Raw genomic sequence first — 17,468 nt, 5'->3', positions numbered from 1 at the left:
GGAGGAGCATTCATGTCACGTCTGTCAGTCGGCGACACCGCCCCGGGTTTCACCCTCGTCAACCAGGACGGGAAGTCCGTCAGCCTCAGCGATTTCCGAGGTCAGCGCGTCGTCGTGTACTTCTACCCGGCAGCAATGACCCCGGGATGCACGACCGAGGCCTGCGATTTCCGGGACTCGCTTGCCGCACTCAAGGCTGCAGGGATCGCCGTCGTCGGCATCTCCCCGGACAAGCCGGAGAAGCTCCAGCAGTTCATCGAGAAGGAAGGCCTGAACTTCGACCTGCTCTCCGATGAGGACAAGACGATGATGACCGAGTGGGGCGCATTCGGCGAAAAGAAGAATTACGGCAAGGTCGTCCAGGGAGTCATCCGCTCGACCGTCGTCGTCGATGCCGAGGGCAAGGTCGAACTCGCCCAGTACAACGTCAAGGCCACCGGACACGTCGCCCGCGTGCGCAAGGAACTGGGCCTCGACGCGGCCTGAGTCTGCTGCAACTTGAGCGTCGGGCGGGCCGAACTGCCCGTGCTCAACGTGAGCATCGGGGCGGTCCGAGTTTTCAACAACTCGGGCCGCCCCTGCTAATCTTGAGGACGTTGTGGCCGCGTGGGCGGCCGCTTCAGCGCGAGTGGCGGAATTGGTAGACGCGCTGGATTTAGGTTCCAGTGTCTTCGGACGTAGGGGTTCAAGTCCCCTCTCGCGTACCACGGTCCCCGGCACGGAAGTCAACAGGCTTCTGCACCGGGGACTTTTCCGTCCTCACATCTGTACACGGAACAGATGCGGAGAACGTAATGTGGTCATTGGTGTACCGAACCTAGTGAGAGGACTGCCGATGACGACGTCCCCGGCCCCGACGATCCGACCCACCGCTCCTGCCGACGAGGCCCGGTGGAAGGAGCTCTTCCGCGCCTACCGCGAGTTCTACCGACTGGAGCCCTCCGAGGAGATCGTCTCCCGCGTGTGGTCGTGGCTGACCGACCCCGCACACGAGTGCCAGGGACTCGTCGCCGAGGCTGACGGGACCATCGTAGGAATCGCCGACTATCGTCGCTTCTCCCGTCCCTCGACCGGCAGCGTCGGAATCTGGCTCGACGATCTCTTCACCGATCCCGAGGCGCGCGGCCGAGGTGTCGGCCGTGCCTTGATCTCCCGGCTGCAGATGATCGCCGCGGCCGAAGGCTGTTCCGTGGTCCGGTGGATCACCGCCGATGACAACGCCCAGGCTCAGGTGCTCTACGACGACGTCGCGAAGAAGACGAACTGGCTCACCTACGACGCCCCGCCGAAAGAATCGTGAGCACTGAGTTGCCGAGTGAGGAAAGGCCGAGCTCGGTGGAGCGGGAAGAACAGGCAAGCTCAGCGAACGCCGGTGCTGACCGCTGAGGTTTCAGTCCATCCGCTGCCGGAGTTCGGCGACTCCGCTCCCGGTCAGATCTGTCAGTGATTCCGGTCGACCGGCCATGGCCAGGACGAGGTCGAGGACACGACCGGTCACCTCCGGCCCGCTTCCGGATTCGAAGTCGGCGTCGACAGAACTGAGCTTCAGCCCTTTGACCAGGGCCTTCGAGTTCACGGCGAAGTCCTTAGAGGCGAAGTATCGGGCCACCTCGACTGTCGCCTCGGCGTCGGGGGTCAGGTCGCGTTCCAGCGGTCGTGCGATGTCCTGTCCGTGGACGATGACTTCGCCGAGGAAGGCCGGGAAGTCTTTGGTCGGCGCGATAGTCAGTGGGATTGCGTTGTGGAACTTCGCAAGGGTCTCCTCTGTCGAGTCACCGAGGTGGCGTTCGAGCAATCGCGCGTTGTGTTTTGCAGGGTCGAATCCTGCCCGGATGATGCTGCGGATCCAGGCCCATCTCCCGGTGTTGGCTGCGGCTGTCAGGTGGGCGACAACCTGCTCGACCGTCCAGTCTGCACACTGAGTGGCGAGCGCCCACTGCTCGGGTTCGAGTGTGGTGAGCAGATCGGCCAGGCGCGCGCGTTCCGTGTGAATGAGGTCCCAGTATTCGGTTTCGTTCATCTGTTCGTCCCCTGTGATTCGTCACCCGAGACGCTGACGCGCCCCTCGTCTTCTAAGTCGAACAGCAACCGGAAGCGTTCGCAGACGACCGGCATCTCGGGCGCGAATCCGCGTTGACCATACTCTTGCCAAAAGCGCTCATGGATCTCGCGCCAGGCAGCCAGGGTTCGATCGCCCTCCCCTTCCGCATGGGCATGCTCGGCGGTCACTTCGGAGAACGGGACGATGTCGATCGCCGTGGTCTCAATGAGGGCGCGCGGCCGACCTTGGCCGTCGAGGATGATGCTCACCTCGCCCATCTCGGGGACGGATTCTCCGTCGGCTTCGATGTCCCACAGCGCCGAGGCGGTGCCGGTCTTGGTCCCGTCCAGAACGAGGGCGAGAAGCTCGTCCGCATCTTCCTTCGTCGCCCCGAAGGCCCATGCTTCAGGGCGCTGTTCCGGCAAGTCAGGGAGTTGGCAACGGGCACGTGACCAAAATGAATCGAGTTCGACTTCCCGCCGTGCGATGACACTCATTCGTCGGTCTCCTCGAGACCGACGAACATCTCTCGCCGCAGCGCATCGACATGGAGGCGGGTGACCTCGACAGCAGCGAGCGGGTCATGATCGCGCAGCGCAGTCACGAGCCGCCGGTGATGATCACGGCCTTCCTCGAGCTGCTCCTGCGGGTAGGGCACGAAGTACTTCGTCAGCCCCCCGTAGCAGGCCAGGTAGGTCGGCACTTCGGGCAGACCGCTGATTTCGGCGACGAGCCGATGGAAGCGCGTGTCCGGGATGTGGTGCTCGTGCCAGTCAGCGGCGTCGGCCGAGGCTTGGATGAGGGAGTCAAGCTCATCGCATTGTTCAGGCGTCGCCTGTAGGGCAGCCTCGGCGACGATGGCCGATTCCATCAGGCTGCGCTGGTCGATGAGCAGGCGGATCGCGTCCGCGTCGGCCCGGTAGGCGGTGACGGCGGAGTCATTGAGATGCGGCGGATCGTCGGCGACGAAGGTGCCGCCGCCACGGCCTCGCCTACGCACGAGGACTCCGTCATCGACGAGACTTTCGAGCCCCCGCCTGGCCGTGATGACGCTGACTTCGAGACCTGCTGCCAGCAGTTCGGTCTTCGGCAGTTTGCTGCCTGGCGCGAGCAGAGCGTGCTCGATGGACAGCAGCACTCTGGCTCGGACGGTGTCGACGGCGGACAGGCGGGTGAGCTCGGCGGCTCCGGGCGCAGCGAACAGAGTCCGGTCGATCTCTCGCGCCTGCGCAGAGTTCACTCCGCCTCGGCCCGGATCCGCTCCTCCGCGATCGGATGTCGAAGAATTTCTCGCCGCCATGTCTTGAGTCTAACGTCACACAAGCCTATAGTGATCAAACTGATCAATTTAAGCGGCAGTGGACGACGCGGCCGCATCGACCCAGCCGAAGGGACCAGCCGTGGACACCAGCGAAATGGCAATCGGGCTGGCTCAGCGAGAGCCGCTGACCGGACCGGATCCGCTTGCCAGCTTTCGCGCGGACGTGGCGGCCACCTCGGCGAGGTTTCCCGAACTCGGGATGATCGTCTACCCCGAACTCCACCTGCACAGCGTCGACGACTTGCCGGCCGACGACCGGGCGGACGCGCTGCGGCAGAAAGCTGTGGCCCTCCACTCGGAGTTCGTGGCCGAGATCGGCCGCATCGCGGCCGAGCACAGTGTCTGGCTGTGCCCGGGCAGCATCGGTGAGATCTCTGATGACGGCAGCTTCTACAACACTCAACTGCTCTTCTCCCCCACCGGCGAGCTCGTCTCCAGCTACCGAAAAATGTTCCCGTGGCGCCCATTCGAGCCACATCGACCGGGCACTGAGTTCGTCGTCGCACCGACGCCCGATCACGGCAGCTTCGGCCTGTCGATCTGCTACGACGCATGGTTTCCCGAGCACTCACGGCACTTGGCATGGATGGGCACCGACGCGATCCTCAATATCGTCAAGACGACGAGCCAGGACCGTGAGCAGGAACTGGTTCTGGCGCGGGCAAACGCGATCGTCAACCAGGTCTATATGCTCAGCGTCAACTGCGCGGGACCGGTCGGTCGCGGGCGATCAATCGCCGTCGATCCCGAAGGGTTCGTCCTCGGCGAGGCGGGGCTCGGCGAAGACACGCTCATCGTCCGCGTCGATCCCGACCGGGTGGCGCACGTCCGCGAGGTCGGAACTGCGGGCACGAATCGCATGTGGTCTCAGTTCAATACCGATGACGACCCGATTCCTCTCCCCCTCTACGGAGGCAGCCTCGACCCAAAGCGATGGTCCCCCGGACACGGCATTCCCTGAGCCCGCCGCCGGACCGAACAGCCCTCCACCCCTGACAGCAACCTCAATTCAATCCAGCACAGCAGGCACAACTGCTACCCGGAATTCTGACATCGACAATGGAGCGATCATGTCCGACACCGTCACACTCAACCGCACACTCAAACTGCCGTCTCTGGTCATCTTCGGCCTCGCCTATCTCACCCCGCTCATCGTCCTCGGCATCTTCGGCGTCATCGCCTCCCAGACGAACGGTGCGAGCGCGAGCGCCTATCTGATCGCGCTCGGTGCGATGCTCTTCACTGCCAACAGCTACGGTCGCATGGCCGCGGCCTATCCGGTTGCCGGATCGGCCTACACCTATGTGCGCAAAACGATCGACGGGCGCATCGGGTTCCTTGTCGGATGGGCGACGATGCTCGATTACCTCTTCCTGCCCATGGTCATCTGGCTCATCGGCGGCTCCTACCTGCAGGCGCAGTTCCCGGCGGTGCCGATGGCCGTGTGGATCATCGGCTTCATCTTCCTCACCACGGTGCTCAATGTCGTAGGCATCAAGGTCGCCGATCGAGTCAACCTCATTCTCATGTCGTTCCAGATCCTCGTCATCGTCTTCTTCGTCGCCCTGTCGCTGGCCGATGTGTTCGGCTCGGACGGCGGTGCCGGACTGATCAGCGCGGCCCCGTTCACCGGTATCGACTCGACTCTCGTAGCCATCGGCGGCGGCGCCGCGGTCGCCGCATATTCTTTCCTCGGATTCGATGCCGTCACCACCTTCACTGAGGAAACCATCGATCCCCGTCGCACCGTACCGAAGGCCATTATGCTCATCGCGCTCATCGGCGGCGGCATCTTCGTCGTCGTGGCTTACGCAGTGCAGCTCGTCCACCCCGGTGGAGTGTTCGAGAATTCCGACGCCGCAGCGTTCGAGATCGCCAAGAGCATAGGCGGGCACCTCTTCGGCGCGATCTTCCTCGCCGCCCTTGTCATCGCTCAGTTCACGTCCGGCATCGCCGCCCAGGCCGCAGGCAGCCGCCTGCTCTATGCGATGGGACGCGACGGAGTGCTTCCGCGCAGCTTCTTCGGCAAGCTCAGCCCACGCTTCCACACTCCGGTGCTGTCGCTCCTGGCCATCGCTGCGATCGGCCTCATCGCGACCTTCATGAACGTGGCCACCTCGACGTCGTTCATCAACTTCGGCGCGTTCCTCGCCTTCATCATGGTCAACGTCTCGGTCATCGTCTATTGGGTTCGCGAGCGCCGAGGCGGCCGGTCACTCAATGTCTGGCTGTACTTCGTCTGCCCGATCATCGGCGTCCTCGTCATCTGCTTCCTGCTCACCCAGCTTGACGTCCACGCGATCACACTCGGTGCTGTCTGGCTCGTCGTCGGTGCCGTGATCCTCGCAGTGACGACGAAGGGATTCCGCACCCAGCCGTCAGAGCTCGCCGTCGATTCGGTCGATTCGGATCTGCCGGAAGCTGCACAGCAGGTCTGAACGGAGCGACGATCTTCTGCGCGGAGCCGACCGGAAACGACGGCGGCTCCGCTCTGTCCGTCCTTCGAAGAAATTCTTCGATAGCCTCGATCGTCGTTGGGTTGTCGCGATGCACGATCGCGTTCATGCCCACGGCGTGGGCACCCTCACCGCAGATTTCGTGGTCGTCGATGAAGAACACGTCTTCCGCATCGGCACCCATCCACTCGAGCGCATTCTCATAGGCCTCCGGTTCTGGTTTGAGCAGGCCGGTTTCATGACTGTAGAGGATCGGGTCGAAGACTGCGCTGAAACCGAACCGCCGCTCCTCCTCACTCCGGGCCCCGTCCACCGAATTCGATAAGATCGCCACCCCGGCGCGTGACCTGAGCGCGGATGCATACTCGAACAGCTCAGAATTGAGCCGGCCGCAGTACTCATCCCACATCTCGGCCTCCATCGCCTCGGCAAAAGACGAATCCTTGTCGAGCGCTTGGCCGATCCTCGCCCAATAGTCGGCCCGAATGCCCGGATGGCGAGAGATGTCGGGAAGTTCCGCTGCAGTCAAACGCGCCCGATATTCCTCGAGGGAGAAGCCCGACAGCTCCTGCCACCTAGCCCGGAATGTCGTGCCCCAGGCGTCATCGTCGACGACCTCGAGGACTCCCCCGATATCGAAGAGCACCCACTTTCTCGACTCCATGCGACAAGATTACCTGCCGATCTCAACGCGGCCCTTCGGGTGAATGGCCCCGTTGAAGGCAAATAGCCCCGTTTCAAACTTGGGCTGCTCGCCCTGAGCCGGGCCGAAACAATTCATACCCCACCTCTTGTAATAGTGTGTGTCACACACTATCGTGTGATGCATGAACGAGGACGCACAGAAGGCATTGGCCACACACGAACAGGAGCTGCGACGCGGCACCGTGGTCTTCGCCAGTCTCGTCGCCTGTCGACGGCCGCAGTACGGCTACTCGCTGCTGACGACGCTGACCGAAGCAGGCATTCCCACCGAGGCCAACACCCTCTATCCCCTGCTGCGACGGCTCGAGAAACAGGGCCTGCTGACGGCCGAATGGAATACCGAACAAGCCCGCCCCCGCAAGTACTACACGCTCACCGACAGCGGCGCCGAAGTCGCCGCCGCACTGCACAGCCACTGGCTCGAACTCAACTCCAGCATCACCAAGCTCTGGAAGGACGGCACACCATGAGTGCGCTCACCGAAATCTACGTCGACAACGTCACCCGCCACCTCCCCGAGGACTCCCGTCCCGACATCGCCGCCGAGATCACCGCGACGATCGACGATATGGTCGACGCCCGCCTCGGCGAGGATGCGGCCGCGTCCCCGGATCGCACGGCCGCCATCGAACGCGAGGTTCTCGAAGAGCTCGGTGATCCCGTCGCGCTGTCGCGGGAGTATTCGAACTCCCCGCAGCACCTCATCGGCCCCAACTCCTACTCGCTCTATATCTGGTCGCTGCGGTGGGTTCTGCCCATCGCGGGCCTTATCGCCCTGGTCAGCAATGTCATCGTCACCTTTGCCACGGACCCGCAGACGCACCTCGGCGCGGCCATCGGACCGGCGATCGGCAACACCGTCACCGCTCTGCTGACCGCATTCGCCGTCATCACGATCATCATCGCTCTCGGCGACCGCAGAACGGACGGCGGCGCTTCCTCATCGATGAAGAAGCGACAGCCTGGCACGTGGTCCGTCGATGACCTCGACCGACGTGATTCCCACAGCAAGCAGATCCGCGCCGAGGCGGCCCTCGGGTTGGTCTTCATCGTCGTCCTGGCAACGATCCCGTTCATCCCGACGACCCTGCTCTACGTCGGCCACCTCAATGAGGGCGGCACGTTCATCAACCCGGACCTCGGCGTCGGTTGGCTGGTCGGCTACTGGGCGTTCCTCGCGCTCATGGCCGTGGTCGAGATCATCAAGTTCACGACCGCCTCGGCGAAACCGACAGTGGCACTCATCGGCGGAATCATCGATGTGGCCATGGCCGTCTTCCTCACGATTGCCCTGCTCACCCAGCCGGTCCTCCACCCCGAGCTGACGAACACCGCCAACGCCGACATCCAGCAGATCATCACGGTCATCGCGATCTGGATCATCACCGTTTGGGATCAGGTGAGCACCTGGCGGATCTATCGCCGAAACCGTCGCTGAGACTGCATCGGCCGGGGCGACAGTCGGGCTCAGCGGCGGCTGGAGATGACCGTGAACTTCTTGTTCCGGGCCAGCTGCTCGCTGGGTCCGATGATGCCCTCGAGGCGGTCCCGGTAGCGCAGGTGAGTATTGAACACTGTGATCACCTGTCCGCCAGGCGCCAGATGCGATGCGGCCGTGGCCATGAGGGCCTCGGCCGTGTCCGTCTCGATCGTCGTGCCCTGATGGAACGGCGGGTTGAGCACGATGAGGTCGAATTCGCCCAGTGCCGCTACGTCCGAATCCTCGTGGTCGGCGGCATCGCCGAGGACGATGTCGACGTCGACTCCGTTCGCCTCCGCTGTGGCCCTCGCCGAGGCGACCGCCGCCTTGGACACGTCCACCCCGGTACCTCGCAACGCCCCCGTGGCACGCATGGCAGCGGTGAGCAGCCATCCGTTTCCGCACCCGAGGTCGAGGATGGACTCCGGCTTCGACACGGCTGCCGAGTCGGCAGCAGTGCCATCGTCGCCGGCAGCAATCGGATTCGCTGCGGTGGCACTGCCGGGCAGTGTCTCGATGAGCGCATCGAGGAGCAGCGTTGAGCCTTCGTCGCTGCGCACTCCGGAGAAGCAGGCGCCATGCGCTCTGACCTCGAGGTCTCCGACCCTCGGGTGGGTGATGACGCCGCGTTTCGGGAAGCTCGGCAAGCTCGGCGCTGACAGCGGTCGGCTGCCGATGATCATGCGGTGCTTGCCGACTCCCGGTGAGACGTCGACCCGCCCGAATCCGCGCGCGAGCTCCTTATTCACCGCACGGCTCATCGAGTCGCTGCGGCCGATGACGATGATCGCGGACACGTGTGGCTGCAATGCAGCGATGGATTCGGCCAGAGCGCTCGTGGCCTTCGGTGCGTTGATGACTGCCCACGTCTCCGGGTTCCCCTCCACCGCCGAGGCGGCCCGACCGGCAGCGGAATGCGCGGATTCCGTCTGGCCGAGGTCAGGGATTTCGGGGACGTCGGCGATCGACGCGGCAGCCCGGGATTCGTCGATGCGATCGTGGTGGACGGCCACCTCGGCGAGAGGGCGCAGAAGCGCGGTCTGGATTCCCTTCGCATCATCGACCACGATGATCCGATGTGGGACGTCAGCGGTGTTCTCGGCGTCGATGAAGGCACCGGCCGCATCGCGACCGGACACGTCGAGTTCGCGCAGTCGGCGGCCGATGATGTACTCGACGAGCATGCGCGCCTGTGGCAGACCAGGCAGGTCGATCAGTTGGGGGAATTCCGCCAGCAGATCCCGGCTGCGGTGGGCGGCGGCAGAGTCAGAGGGCAGCAGGGAGGCGGACATTCGATCAGTCTAGACTGAGCGGACCGGTCGCCGCCTCCTCGCGGGTGTGCCGCTCAGCCTTCGGCGTCGTGGTCGGTCTCGATGAGCTGCTTGAGGTCGGCCAGTGCTTCGTCGGCTCCGTCACCCTCGGCGCGCAGAACGACCTTCTGACCGTATTCCGCGCCGAGGCCCATGAGGGAGAGCACGCTGGCCGCATCGAGGGCGTCCTCGGCCGGTTCTCCCTCCAAGGCGATAGTGATCTCGAGGTCATAGTCTGCGGCGGCCTCGGCCAGCAGTGCTGCTGGACGGGCGTGCAGGCCGACGGTGCTTCCGACTGTTGCGATGGTCTCTGCCATGAGTTGTCCTTCCTGATCAGACCGGCCGTGGTTCGGCCTGCCCGGTGTTTCGGCATTTCCTGTTGGCGGTGTCTGTGGTGGTGCTGAGTATGTCACGGGGTCACTCCCCCGACGGCCGGACTCACAGGCCGAGCTCGTCGAGGAACGGCAGCTCGGCTCGCACCGCGGCCTTCGCCTCGCTCGGGCTGCGCGCCGCAAGTGCACTGCCGGCGATCTGCTGTGCCCGCTCCGGGGAGACACCGGACAGCACCTCGGCGACGGCAGGCAGCGCTCGGGGCGCCATGGACAGGCTGGTGACTCCGAGACCGACGAGCACGACGGCCAATGCCGGATCGGCTGCGGCCTCTCCGCACACGCCCACCGACTTCTCCGCCGCAGCTCCATGGGCGGCGGCCATGCCGATGAGCTGCAGGACTGCCGGCTGCCAGGAGTCACTGAGTTCGGCCAGACCGCCGAGCATGCGGTCGGAGGCCATGACGTACTGAGTGAGATCATTCGTGCCGATGGACGCGAATTCGACTTCCTCGAGGATCGTGGCGGCCTGCAGCGCCGCTGAGGGGACCTCGACCATGACACCGGCGGTGGGGAGTCCTGCCGCATGGACGAGTTCTGCGAACTGCCGGGCCTCCTCCGCGGTGGCGATCATCGGAGCCATGACGTGGACGGTCACCGCATGCTTCGAAGCGGCCAGCGCGATCGCCTCAAGCTGACGTTCGAGGACTCCCTGAGCCCTGCGGCTGGTCCGGAATCCGCGTACACCCAGGGCCGGGTTCGGTTCATCGGAGTCGGTGAGGAACGGCAGAGGCTTGTCGGCTCCGGCGTCGAGAGTGCGCACGACGACTTTGTGATCGTCGAAGGCCGCGAACACCTGCCCGTAGGCGTCGGCCTGTTCCTCGACGCTGGGTTCGGTGTCGCGATCGAGGAAGCAGAACTCGGTGCGCAGCAGTCCGACACCTTCGGCACCGGCGGCCGCCGCTGCCCGTGCCTGAGCGCCGTCGCCGACATTCGCACGCAGCGGAATCCGCGTGCCGTCTGCCAGCAGACAGGGTCCCGTGAAGGACTGCAGCCGTCCGGCCGTCTCCACCCACGCTTCGACGAGTTCAGTCTCCGACGCTCCGGGTTCGGTGCGCAGGATGCCCGCACCGCCGTCGACGAAGACGGGTGTGCGGTCGGTGATCTCGCGGACTCCGGTGGCTGCAACCACGGCCGGAATGCCCAGCGATCGGGCGAGGATGGCCGTATGGCTCTGTGGCCCGCCCTCTTCGCAGACGAGCCCGATCACAAGCTCGGGATCGAGCGTCGCGGTGTCGGCGGGAGCGAGGTCGGTGGCGATGAGCACGAACGGCTCGGTCGAGTGCGGGATGCCGGGTGCCGGCACTCCGCGCAGGTGGGCGACGAGGCGGGCACGGACGTCGAGGACGTCGGCTGCGCGTTCGGCCATATAGCCGCCGAGCTTCTCCAGCTGGGCTGCGGTTTCCGCGGCCACCGTCCAGACGGCGGTTTCCGCGTCGGTGTCGGACAGGCGTTTGATCGCCGTCTTCACCAGGGTGGGGTCTTTGGCCATGAGTGCGGTGGCCTTGAGTACGTCGCGGGCGTCTCCGGTGACGGTCTCCGCCCGCTCACGCAGTTCGGCGTGGACGGCGGCCGAGGCTTCACGGATTCTGTTCGCCTCCGCCTCGGTGTCGGCCGGGGCCGGCTTCGCCACGGGTACGGACACGGGTTCGGGCATGCTGAGCGCCGGGGCGATGACCCGTCCGGGTACGACTCCGATGCCTGAGATCTCTGAGGACATCCCCATTCCTTCCTCTCTTGCCTCTCGCACTATGGCGTTCAGACTCGCGTGGAGTCAGCGTTCGACGATACCGGTTCAGTCGGATTCGCCTCGTCGGCTGAACCGGATCCGGTGGTCGAATCGGTTCCGGTGGTCGAACCGGTCGTCGCGGCTGCGGTCGCGGTCGCTGCGGACGGGGCGGTCGCCTCGGCGAGGCCTGCCGCTCCGCCCTTGCGGACGAAGATCTTGAGCGCGAGCACGAGCAGGGCGCTGATGATCGTGCCGACGACGACGGAGAGCAGGAACAGCAGGAACGAGTCGATGGCGAAGAAGACGAACACTCCGCCGTGCGGGGCCTGGCTGGTGACGGAGAAGGCCATCGTCATGCCGCCGGTGACGCCGGCCCCGACGACCGATGCGGGGATCACGCGCAGCGGATCGGAGGCGGCGAAGGGAATCGCGCCTTCGGAGATGAATGCGGCGCCGAGCAGCCAGGCGGCCTTGCCGTTCTCCTTCTCCGCCTGGGAGAAGATGCGCGGGCGGACGGCGGTGGCCAACGCCATGGCCAGGGGCGGAACCATTCCGGCGGCCATGACCGTGGCCATGATCTCCCACGGCACGGGGTTCTCGACGGAGCCTGCGGCGAGCCCGGCTACGGCGAACGAGTACGCGACCTTGTTGACGGGGCCGCCCAGGTCGACGGCCATCATGGTGCCGAGGATGAGCCCGAGGATGACGGCGGCGGTTCCCGTCATCGAGCTCAGCCAGCTGTCGAGGCCCTTGGTCAGGGCGCTGATCGGTCCGCCGAGGACCATGAACATCAGCCCCGAGGAGACGAGGGAGGCCACCAGCGGAATGATGACGACGGGCATGAGTCCGCGCAGCCACCTCGGTGCGGCGAAGGAGCCGATCCAGTGGGCGATGTAGCCGGCGAGGAGTCCGCCGATGATGCCGCCGATGAAGCCGGCGCCCATGAGCACGGCGACGGCGCCGACGGTGAAGCCGGGAGCGATTCCGGGCCGGTCGGCGATTCCGAAGGCGATGTATCCGGCCAGGGCGGCGACGAGGAAGCTCATCGACAGGTTGCCGATCTGGAAGGCCACGGCGCCTAAGTAGGCGCCGACGGGTCCGAGGGCCAGGTCGCCGTATTCGGTGGGCAGGTTCCACAGGGAGTTGCCGAGGACGATGTCCTCGGCGTAGTCGGGGATGTCGAAACCGCCGAGGAGGAAGCCCAAGGCCATGAGCAGACCGCCGGCGGCGACGAAGGGGATCATATAGCTGACGCCGGTCAGCAGCACGCGTTTGAGATGGGCGCCGACGCTTTCGCGTGAGCCGGACTGTGCGTCGGACGAGTCGTCGGCGGCGTGAGCGGCGGTGATCCTGCGGCCGTTGGGGGCGTCCGCCTCGGCGAGGGCCTTCGTGATGAGGCCCTGCGGATCGTCGATCCCGGCCTTGACCGGCACCTGCACATAGGGTTTGCCGGCGAACCGTGCCTTGTCGCGGACGTCGACGTCGACGGCGAAGACGACGGCGTCGGCGGCATCGATGACGGCTTGGTCGATCGGGGTCGTGCCGCTCGATCCCTGGGTCTCGGTGACGACGTCGATGCCCATCTCGGAGCCGGCCTGGGCGAGCGCGTCGGCGGCCATGTAGGTGTGAGCGATTCCCGTCGGGCAGGCCGTGACGGCGACGACGCGGCGGGGATTGTCGGTCGAGGATGCGGGGGATTCGGTGGGGGCTGCTGATGTGGGGGTCGGCTCGGTGGTGGTCGGCGCTCCGCCGGTGGGGGCCGCCTCGGTGGGGGCCGCCTCGGTGGGAGTCGCCTCTTCGGGCGTCTCGCGCAGGCCCAGTGCGGTTTCGACGAGGTCGACGATCTCCTGCTCGGTCGCAGCCGCGCGCAGTGAGGCGACGAAGTCCTTCTTGACCAACGATCGCGCGAGCTTCGACAGGAGCTTGAGGTGGTCCTTGCCGGCGCCTTCGGGGGCGGCGATCATGAACACGAGGTCGGCGGGGCCGTCCTTGGCACCGAAGTCCACCGGAAGGTTCAGTCGGGCCATCGCGAGGCTGGGTTCGGTGACCGCCTCGGTGCGGGCGTGCGGGATGGCGATGCCTCCGGGAACACCTGTCGGGGTCTTCTCTTCGCGGGCGATCGCCGCGGCGGCCAGCCCGTCGGCTGAGTTCGCGCGGTCCTGTTCTGCGATCGTGGCGGCCAGGGCGCGGATGACAGCGGACGACTCCGTCCCCTGATCCGCGTCGAGGATCACCAGTTCTGTTGTGATGAGCGATGTCATCGTGCCTCCTCGGCTTCGGGGACTGTGCCCTCATGTCGGTGGGAAGAGTCGTCGGTGGGTGCGGCAGCTTGTGCTGCGGGCGCGGCTGCTGGTGCTGCCACGGTTGCTTCAAGTGGTGTCACGGTCACCGCGTCGGTCCGGGCGTCCTCCGGGCTCGGCACTCCGGTGCCGCGCAGCCCGGCTGCCGCGGCCCCATAGGCGACGGCCTGGGCCAGCGCTGCACTGGGTTCACGACCGCCTGTCAGTCCGAGCAGGTACCCGGCCAGGGTGGAATCGCCTGCGCCCACGGTGCTGACAACGTCCATCGGCGGATGCTGGGCATGCCACGCGGTCTCCGGCTGGGCGAGGACTGCTCCACCGGCGCCCAGAGTTGCCAGGATCGATCGTGGGTGGGCGCCGCCTGCCGTGAGCAGAGCCGATGTGGCGCGGGCTGTGAGCTGCGGTGAGGATTCCAGGCGCCCGGCGATCGCGAGCAGGTCTGCGGTTTCGAGGGGTGCGTCGGACTCATGCGCTTCTGCGGTCTTGCGAAGTTCGGCGGCCTCGAACGATTCGGTCGCGCCTCTGTCGCTGTCCGCCCGAGCGTCGTCCCGGGGTCCTCCGGCGTTGAGGAGACCGGCAGCCCGCAGGAGCCCTGCGGCACTGAGGAGTTCGGCGAGTTCCTCGGCGTTCGGTTTGATGAGATCCGGTGAGGCCGTCAGGGCCGCAGCCAGTGGAGCACCGGACGTGTCGACGGCGATCAGCGGCGGCTCATCGAGCTCACGGATGCGTTCGATTGCGCGGGCGTAGAAGTCATCATCGACTCCCGGCGGCAGCGACCCGGCCAGGACGACCCAGCTCGCGCCGGCGGCCTGGTCGGCAACGAGGTCGAGCAGTGCGTTCTGGGACTGCGGGCTCAAGAGTGAGCCTGGTTCGTTGATCTTCGTCGTCGTGCCGTCGGGTTCGGTGACGGTGATATTGGACCGCAGCGGTGTGCCGGTGGGAATGGAACGATGAGCCAATCCGATCGCGTCGAGGCCGGTGAGCACCGGGTCGTCGACGTCTCCGGGCAGAACCGCCAGAGTGTCACGATCGGCGGCGGCCACGGCACGGGAGACATTGACTCCCTTGCCGCCGGGCTGCTGTCCGGCCCAGACTGCGCGCTGAACCTGACCACGGAGAACCGGGCCGGGCAGTTCGATGGTCCGGTCGAGGCTGGGGTTGGCTGTGAGGGTGAGGATCATGGAGCGACGACCTCGACTTCCGCGGTCTCCAGGTGGGTCGCCATCGGCTCGTCCGGCGCATCGTCGGTGATGAGAACATCGATCTGGTCGAGTTCGGCGAACCGCACAAGCGAGACGGCATCGAACTTTGCGGAATCGGCGAGCACGGCGACCTTGCGTCCGGAGTGCACGAAAGCCGACTTCGTCGCCGCCTCATCATGATCGGGGGTGGAGACACCGTCGTCGCTGAGTCCGTTGGTGCCGAGCACCGCGAGGTCAACTCGGTGGCCGTCGATGGCCGTGACCGTCTGCGGTCCGACCATGGCCCGAGTGACCGGGCGGAAGCGACCGGGCAGGACGAAGATCTCGACGCCGGGTGCACCGGCCAGACTGTCGATGGCGGACAGGGAGTTCGTAATCACGCGCAGCTGTCGCGGGGTCTGTCCGGCAGACTGGCGCGCGTTGGCTTCGTCGGCGATCGCGCGGGCGAAGGCCGCGCAGGTCGTGCCGCCGTCCAAGGAGATGCTCATCGTCTCCTCCAGCAGGCTCAGCGCGGACCGTGCGATCGCGGTCTTCTCATCGAGATTGTGGATCTCTCTGTCGCCGAAGGTCGGCTCTTCGAGGCTGTGGGGACGGCACGGTACGGCTCCCCCATGGACGCGCTGGAGGGCTCCGGCCTTTTCCAGGGCGGCGAGGTCGCGTCGGACGGTTTCCGTGGTGATGTCGAAATCGGCGGCCAGATCGGTGACATTGACCCGGCCCGCTTCGCTGACCAGCTCAGCGATGCGTCGTTGCCGTTCTTCAGCGAACACGTCCGGCCCTTTCCTTCGCGCGACTCATCGTCAAACGGACGAATAACCACGTGGCTATCTGTTGGTTTGAATGATCTTAGGACTCTATTCACGTGCCGTCAATCACGTTCCAACATATTTCCAAATATTCCAACACCGAGTTCCGGGCAGACGACGAGTGCCCCAGAACGCAGGGCTCTGGGGCACTCGTCATTCACGGCCGGGGCGAGCCGCCTCGGTGACGGGATCAGCCGATCTGGCCGGCCGCCTCGGTGATGGGGTCGGCTATCGGCGAATCAGCTGCCGATGCGTTTGTACGCCGAGGAATCGGCGTTGTCGATCGTCGAGTGTTTGCGGTTGTCGTGCATGAACGCCACGGCGACGAAGCCGACGATCGCGATGACGACGACGTAGACGGCGAACCACGTGCCGATTCCCGCGCTGCTGAACCACAGGGCGACGTATTCGGCAGAGCCGCCGAACAGCGAGTTGCCGACCGCATAGGTGAAGCCGACGCCGATTCCGCGGATGTGGGCTGGGAACATCTCGGCCTTCACAATTCCGGAGATCGAGGTATACATGCTGATGAACGCCATGGCGATGACGATGAGGATGCCGGCGGTGAGGACGGATTCGGCCCTGCCGATCATGCCCAGCAGCGGGATGGGCAGCGCGATCATGCCGATGACGAAGATGAGCATGTTGTTCTTGCGGCCGATCTTGTCCGAGATCTTGCCGGCGATGGGCTGCATGACGACGAAGATGAGCAGGCAGATGGTCATGAGGTCGGCAATGGAGCCCTTGTTGAACTCCGCTTCGCCCGGTGTGCCTTCGTTCTGCAGCAGCAGGAACTTCTGCATGTACGTGGTGAAGACGTAGAACACGAGCGATCCGACGCTGGTGATGCCGAGGACAACGAAGAAGGCGCGCGGGTGGCGCAGCACTTCGCGGAAGCTGCCGGAGTTCTCGTCCTTGCGGCTGTCCTCGGAGGTGGTCTCTTGAAGTCCGCGACGCAGCCACAGTGAGACGATCGCGGCGGCGGCGCCGATGGCGAAGGGCAGTCGCCACCAACCGGCTTCGATCTGGTCGGTGCCCAGGGTATGGGTCATGACAACGGCCAGCAGGCTGGCCAGCAGCTGGCCGCCGATGAGGGTGACGTACTGGAAGGAGGAGTAGAAGCCGCGCTTGCCTTCGGTGGCGACTTCAGACATATATGTGGCGGTGGCGCCGTATTCGCCGCCGACAGCCAGGCCCTGGAGCATGCGCACGAGGAGCAGCAGGATCGCGGCCCAGGAGCCTACGGTCGCGCTCGTGGGCAGAAGGGCCATCATCAGGGATCCCGCGCACATAAGCAGGATCGAGATGAGCATCGAGTTCTTGCGGCCGATTCGGTCGGCAGCGCGGCCGAAGATGTACCCGCCGATTGGACGCATGAGGAAACCGACGAAGAAGACTCCGGCGGCCTGCATCAGTGACAGTGTCTGGTTGTCAGCGACGAAGAACTGGTCAGCGAAGTAGACGCTGAAGAACGCGTAGATGTAGAAGTCGAACCATTCGACGAGGTTGCCCGACGAGGCGGCCATGATGGCCTTGACCGTCTGCCATTCTGACTTCTTGCCCGCGGCCGCAGGGGCTTGGGTGGTATTCGATTCGGTCACTGAGACTTCTTTCTGTCCTGGTGGTCTTGCGGGGAGAACGCAGATCACCTTACTGCTCGGTCAAGTGAACCGACGAAGCGGTCAGTATTCGATCAGCCGTTAAGTGAGGTATCTCTCAGGGGCCGTCG

16 protein-coding genes, 1 tRNA gene and 1 pseudogene are annotated in these 17,468 nt (G+C 65.3%); 7 read left to right on the top strand and 11 right to left on the bottom strand.

What is annotated here, in order from left to right; translation table 11 throughout:
• Window positions 1-12 precede the first annotated feature (12 nt).
• From bcp to BEP01S_RS12210, 3 genes are all read left to right on the top strand, one after another.
• Window positions 13-486: a thioredoxin-dependent thiol peroxidase gene (gene bcp, locus BEP01S_RS12220; protein WP_062243634.1), complete on the top strand. Its 474-nt coding sequence runs from the start codon at window positions 13-15 to the stop codon at window positions 484-486.
• Between the two features lie 136 nt (window positions 487-622).
• A tRNA-Leu gene (locus tag BEP01S_RS12215) sits at window positions 623-707 on the top strand.
• 128 nt (window positions 708-835) lie between these two features.
• A complete protein-coding gene (locus BEP01S_RS12210) occupies window positions 836-1,300 on the top strand; it encodes a GNAT family N-acetyltransferase (protein WP_062243631.1) in 465 nt (154 codons plus the stop codon).
• A gap of 90 nt (window positions 1,301-1,390) precedes the next feature.
• Here the strand turns inward: BEP01S_RS12210 and BEP01S_RS12205 are convergent, their stop codons facing one another.
• Genes BEP01S_RS12205 through BEP01S_RS12195 form a run of 3 tightly spaced genes read right to left on the bottom strand, consistent with a single transcriptional unit; the run spans window position 1,391 to window position 3,341 of the window.
• Complete coding sequence (locus BEP01S_RS12205; RefSeq protein WP_062243628.1) at window positions 1,391-2,020, bottom strand: maleylpyruvate isomerase family mycothiol-dependent enzyme; 630 nt, start codon at window positions 2,018-2,020, stop codon at window positions 1,391-1,393.
• Window positions 2,017-2,538, bottom strand: a complete 522-nt coding sequence (locus BEP01S_RS12200; protein WP_083532698.1) for an ASCH domain-containing protein — start codon at window positions 2,536-2,538, stop codon at window positions 2,017-2,019. The genes BEP01S_RS12205 and BEP01S_RS12200 overlap by 4 nt, the downstream gene beginning before the upstream one ends.
• Window positions 2,535-3,341, bottom strand: a complete 807-nt coding sequence (locus BEP01S_RS12195) for a FadR/GntR family transcriptional regulator (RefSeq protein WP_082819402.1) — start codon at window positions 3,339-3,341, stop codon at window positions 2,535-2,537. The genes BEP01S_RS12200 and BEP01S_RS12195 overlap by 4 nt, the downstream gene beginning before the upstream one ends.
• 100 nt (window positions 3,342-3,441) lie before the next feature.
• Between BEP01S_RS12195 and BEP01S_RS12190 the strand changes: the two genes are divergently transcribed.
• Window positions 3,442-4,323, top strand: a complete 882-nt coding sequence (locus BEP01S_RS12190; RefSeq protein WP_244882214.1) for a carbon-nitrogen hydrolase family protein — start codon at window positions 3,442-3,444, stop codon at window positions 4,321-4,323.
• 109 nt (window positions 4,324-4,432) lie between these two features.
• On the top strand, window positions 4,433-5,800 hold the full coding sequence (locus BEP01S_RS12185) for an APC family permease (RefSeq protein ID WP_062243621.1): 1,368 nt from the start codon (window positions 4,433-4,435) through the stop codon (window positions 5,798-5,800).
• 124 nt (window positions 5,801-5,924) lie between these two features.
• On the opposite strand, the pseudogene BEP01S_RS17345 reads toward BEP01S_RS12185, so the two are convergent.
• A pseudogene (locus BEP01S_RS17345) lies at window positions 5,925-6,482 on the bottom strand (HAD family hydrolase); the annotation flags it as partial.
• Window positions 6,483-6,645: 163 nt separating this feature from the next.
• Here BEP01S_RS17345 and BEP01S_RS12180 point away from each other — a divergent pair.
• Complete coding sequence (locus BEP01S_RS12180; protein ID WP_062243618.1) at window positions 6,646-6,993, top strand: PadR family transcriptional regulator; 348 nt, start codon at window positions 6,646-6,648, stop codon at window positions 6,991-6,993.
• Window positions 6,990-7,961, top strand: a complete 972-nt coding sequence (locus tag BEP01S_RS12175) for an HAAS signaling domain-containing protein (RefSeq protein WP_062243615.1) — start codon at window positions 6,990-6,992, stop codon at window positions 7,959-7,961. Before BEP01S_RS12180 ends, BEP01S_RS12175 begins: the two co-directional genes overlap by 4 nt.
• Before the next feature lie 29 nt (window positions 7,962-7,990).
• Here BEP01S_RS12175 and BEP01S_RS12170 read toward each other — a convergent pair whose 3' ends face one another.
• The 7 genes from BEP01S_RS12170 to BEP01S_RS12140 all read right to left on the bottom strand — a co-directional run bounded on the left by BEP01S_RS12170 (window position 7,991) and on the right by BEP01S_RS12140 (window position 17,340).
• Window positions 7,991-9,295, bottom strand: coding sequence for a class I SAM-dependent methyltransferase (locus tag BEP01S_RS12170; RefSeq protein WP_062243612.1), 1,305 nt, complete (start codon window positions 9,293-9,295; stop codon window positions 7,991-7,993).
• A gap of 53 nt (window positions 9,296-9,348) precedes the next feature.
• On the bottom strand, window positions 9,349-9,630 hold the full coding sequence (locus tag BEP01S_RS12165; protein ID WP_025778672.1) for an HPr family phosphocarrier protein: 282 nt from the start codon (window positions 9,628-9,630) through the stop codon (window positions 9,349-9,351).
• Window positions 9,631-9,751: 121 nt separating this feature from the next.
• Entirely contained in the window at window positions 9,752-11,422 is a 1,671-nt protein-coding gene (gene ptsP, locus BEP01S_RS12160) for a phosphoenolpyruvate--protein phosphotransferase (RefSeq protein ID WP_062243609.1), read from the bottom strand.
• 38 nt (window positions 11,423-11,460) lie between these two features.
• Window positions 11,461-13,692 (bottom strand): PTS fructose transporter subunit IIABC, encoded by a 2,232-nt coding sequence (locus tag BEP01S_RS12155; RefSeq protein WP_083532697.1) that lies wholly within the window; start codon window positions 13,690-13,692, stop codon window positions 11,461-11,463.
• On the bottom strand, window positions 13,689-14,912 hold the full coding sequence (locus BEP01S_RS12150; RefSeq protein WP_083532696.1) for a 1-phosphofructokinase family hexose kinase: 1,224 nt from the start codon (window positions 14,910-14,912) through the stop codon (window positions 13,689-13,691). Before BEP01S_RS12150 ends, BEP01S_RS12155 begins: the two co-directional genes overlap by 4 nt.
• Complete coding sequence (locus BEP01S_RS12145; protein ID WP_062243607.1) at window positions 14,909-15,703, bottom strand: DeoR/GlpR family DNA-binding transcription regulator; 795 nt, start codon at window positions 15,701-15,703, stop codon at window positions 14,909-14,911. Before BEP01S_RS12145 ends, BEP01S_RS12150 begins: the two co-directional genes overlap by 4 nt.
• 275 nt (window positions 15,704-15,978) lie before the next feature.
• Window positions 15,979-17,340 carry an MFS transporter gene (locus BEP01S_RS12140; protein ID WP_062243604.1) on the bottom strand — a complete coding sequence of 454 codons (1,362 nt, stop codon included), beginning with the start codon at window positions 17,338-17,340 and terminating at the stop codon, window positions 15,979-15,981.
• Window positions 17,341-17,468: the final 128 nt, after the last annotated feature.

Origin of the sequence: Brevibacterium epidermidis NBRC 14811 (assembly GCF_001570805.1) — a bacterium.
Classification (GTDB): domain Bacteria; phylum Actinomycetota; class Actinomycetes; order Actinomycetales; family Brevibacteriaceae; genus Brevibacterium; species Brevibacterium epidermidis.
The sequence above is the reverse complement of the archived record's forward strand: the minus strand, read 5'-3'. Positions and strand labels throughout refer to the sequence as shown.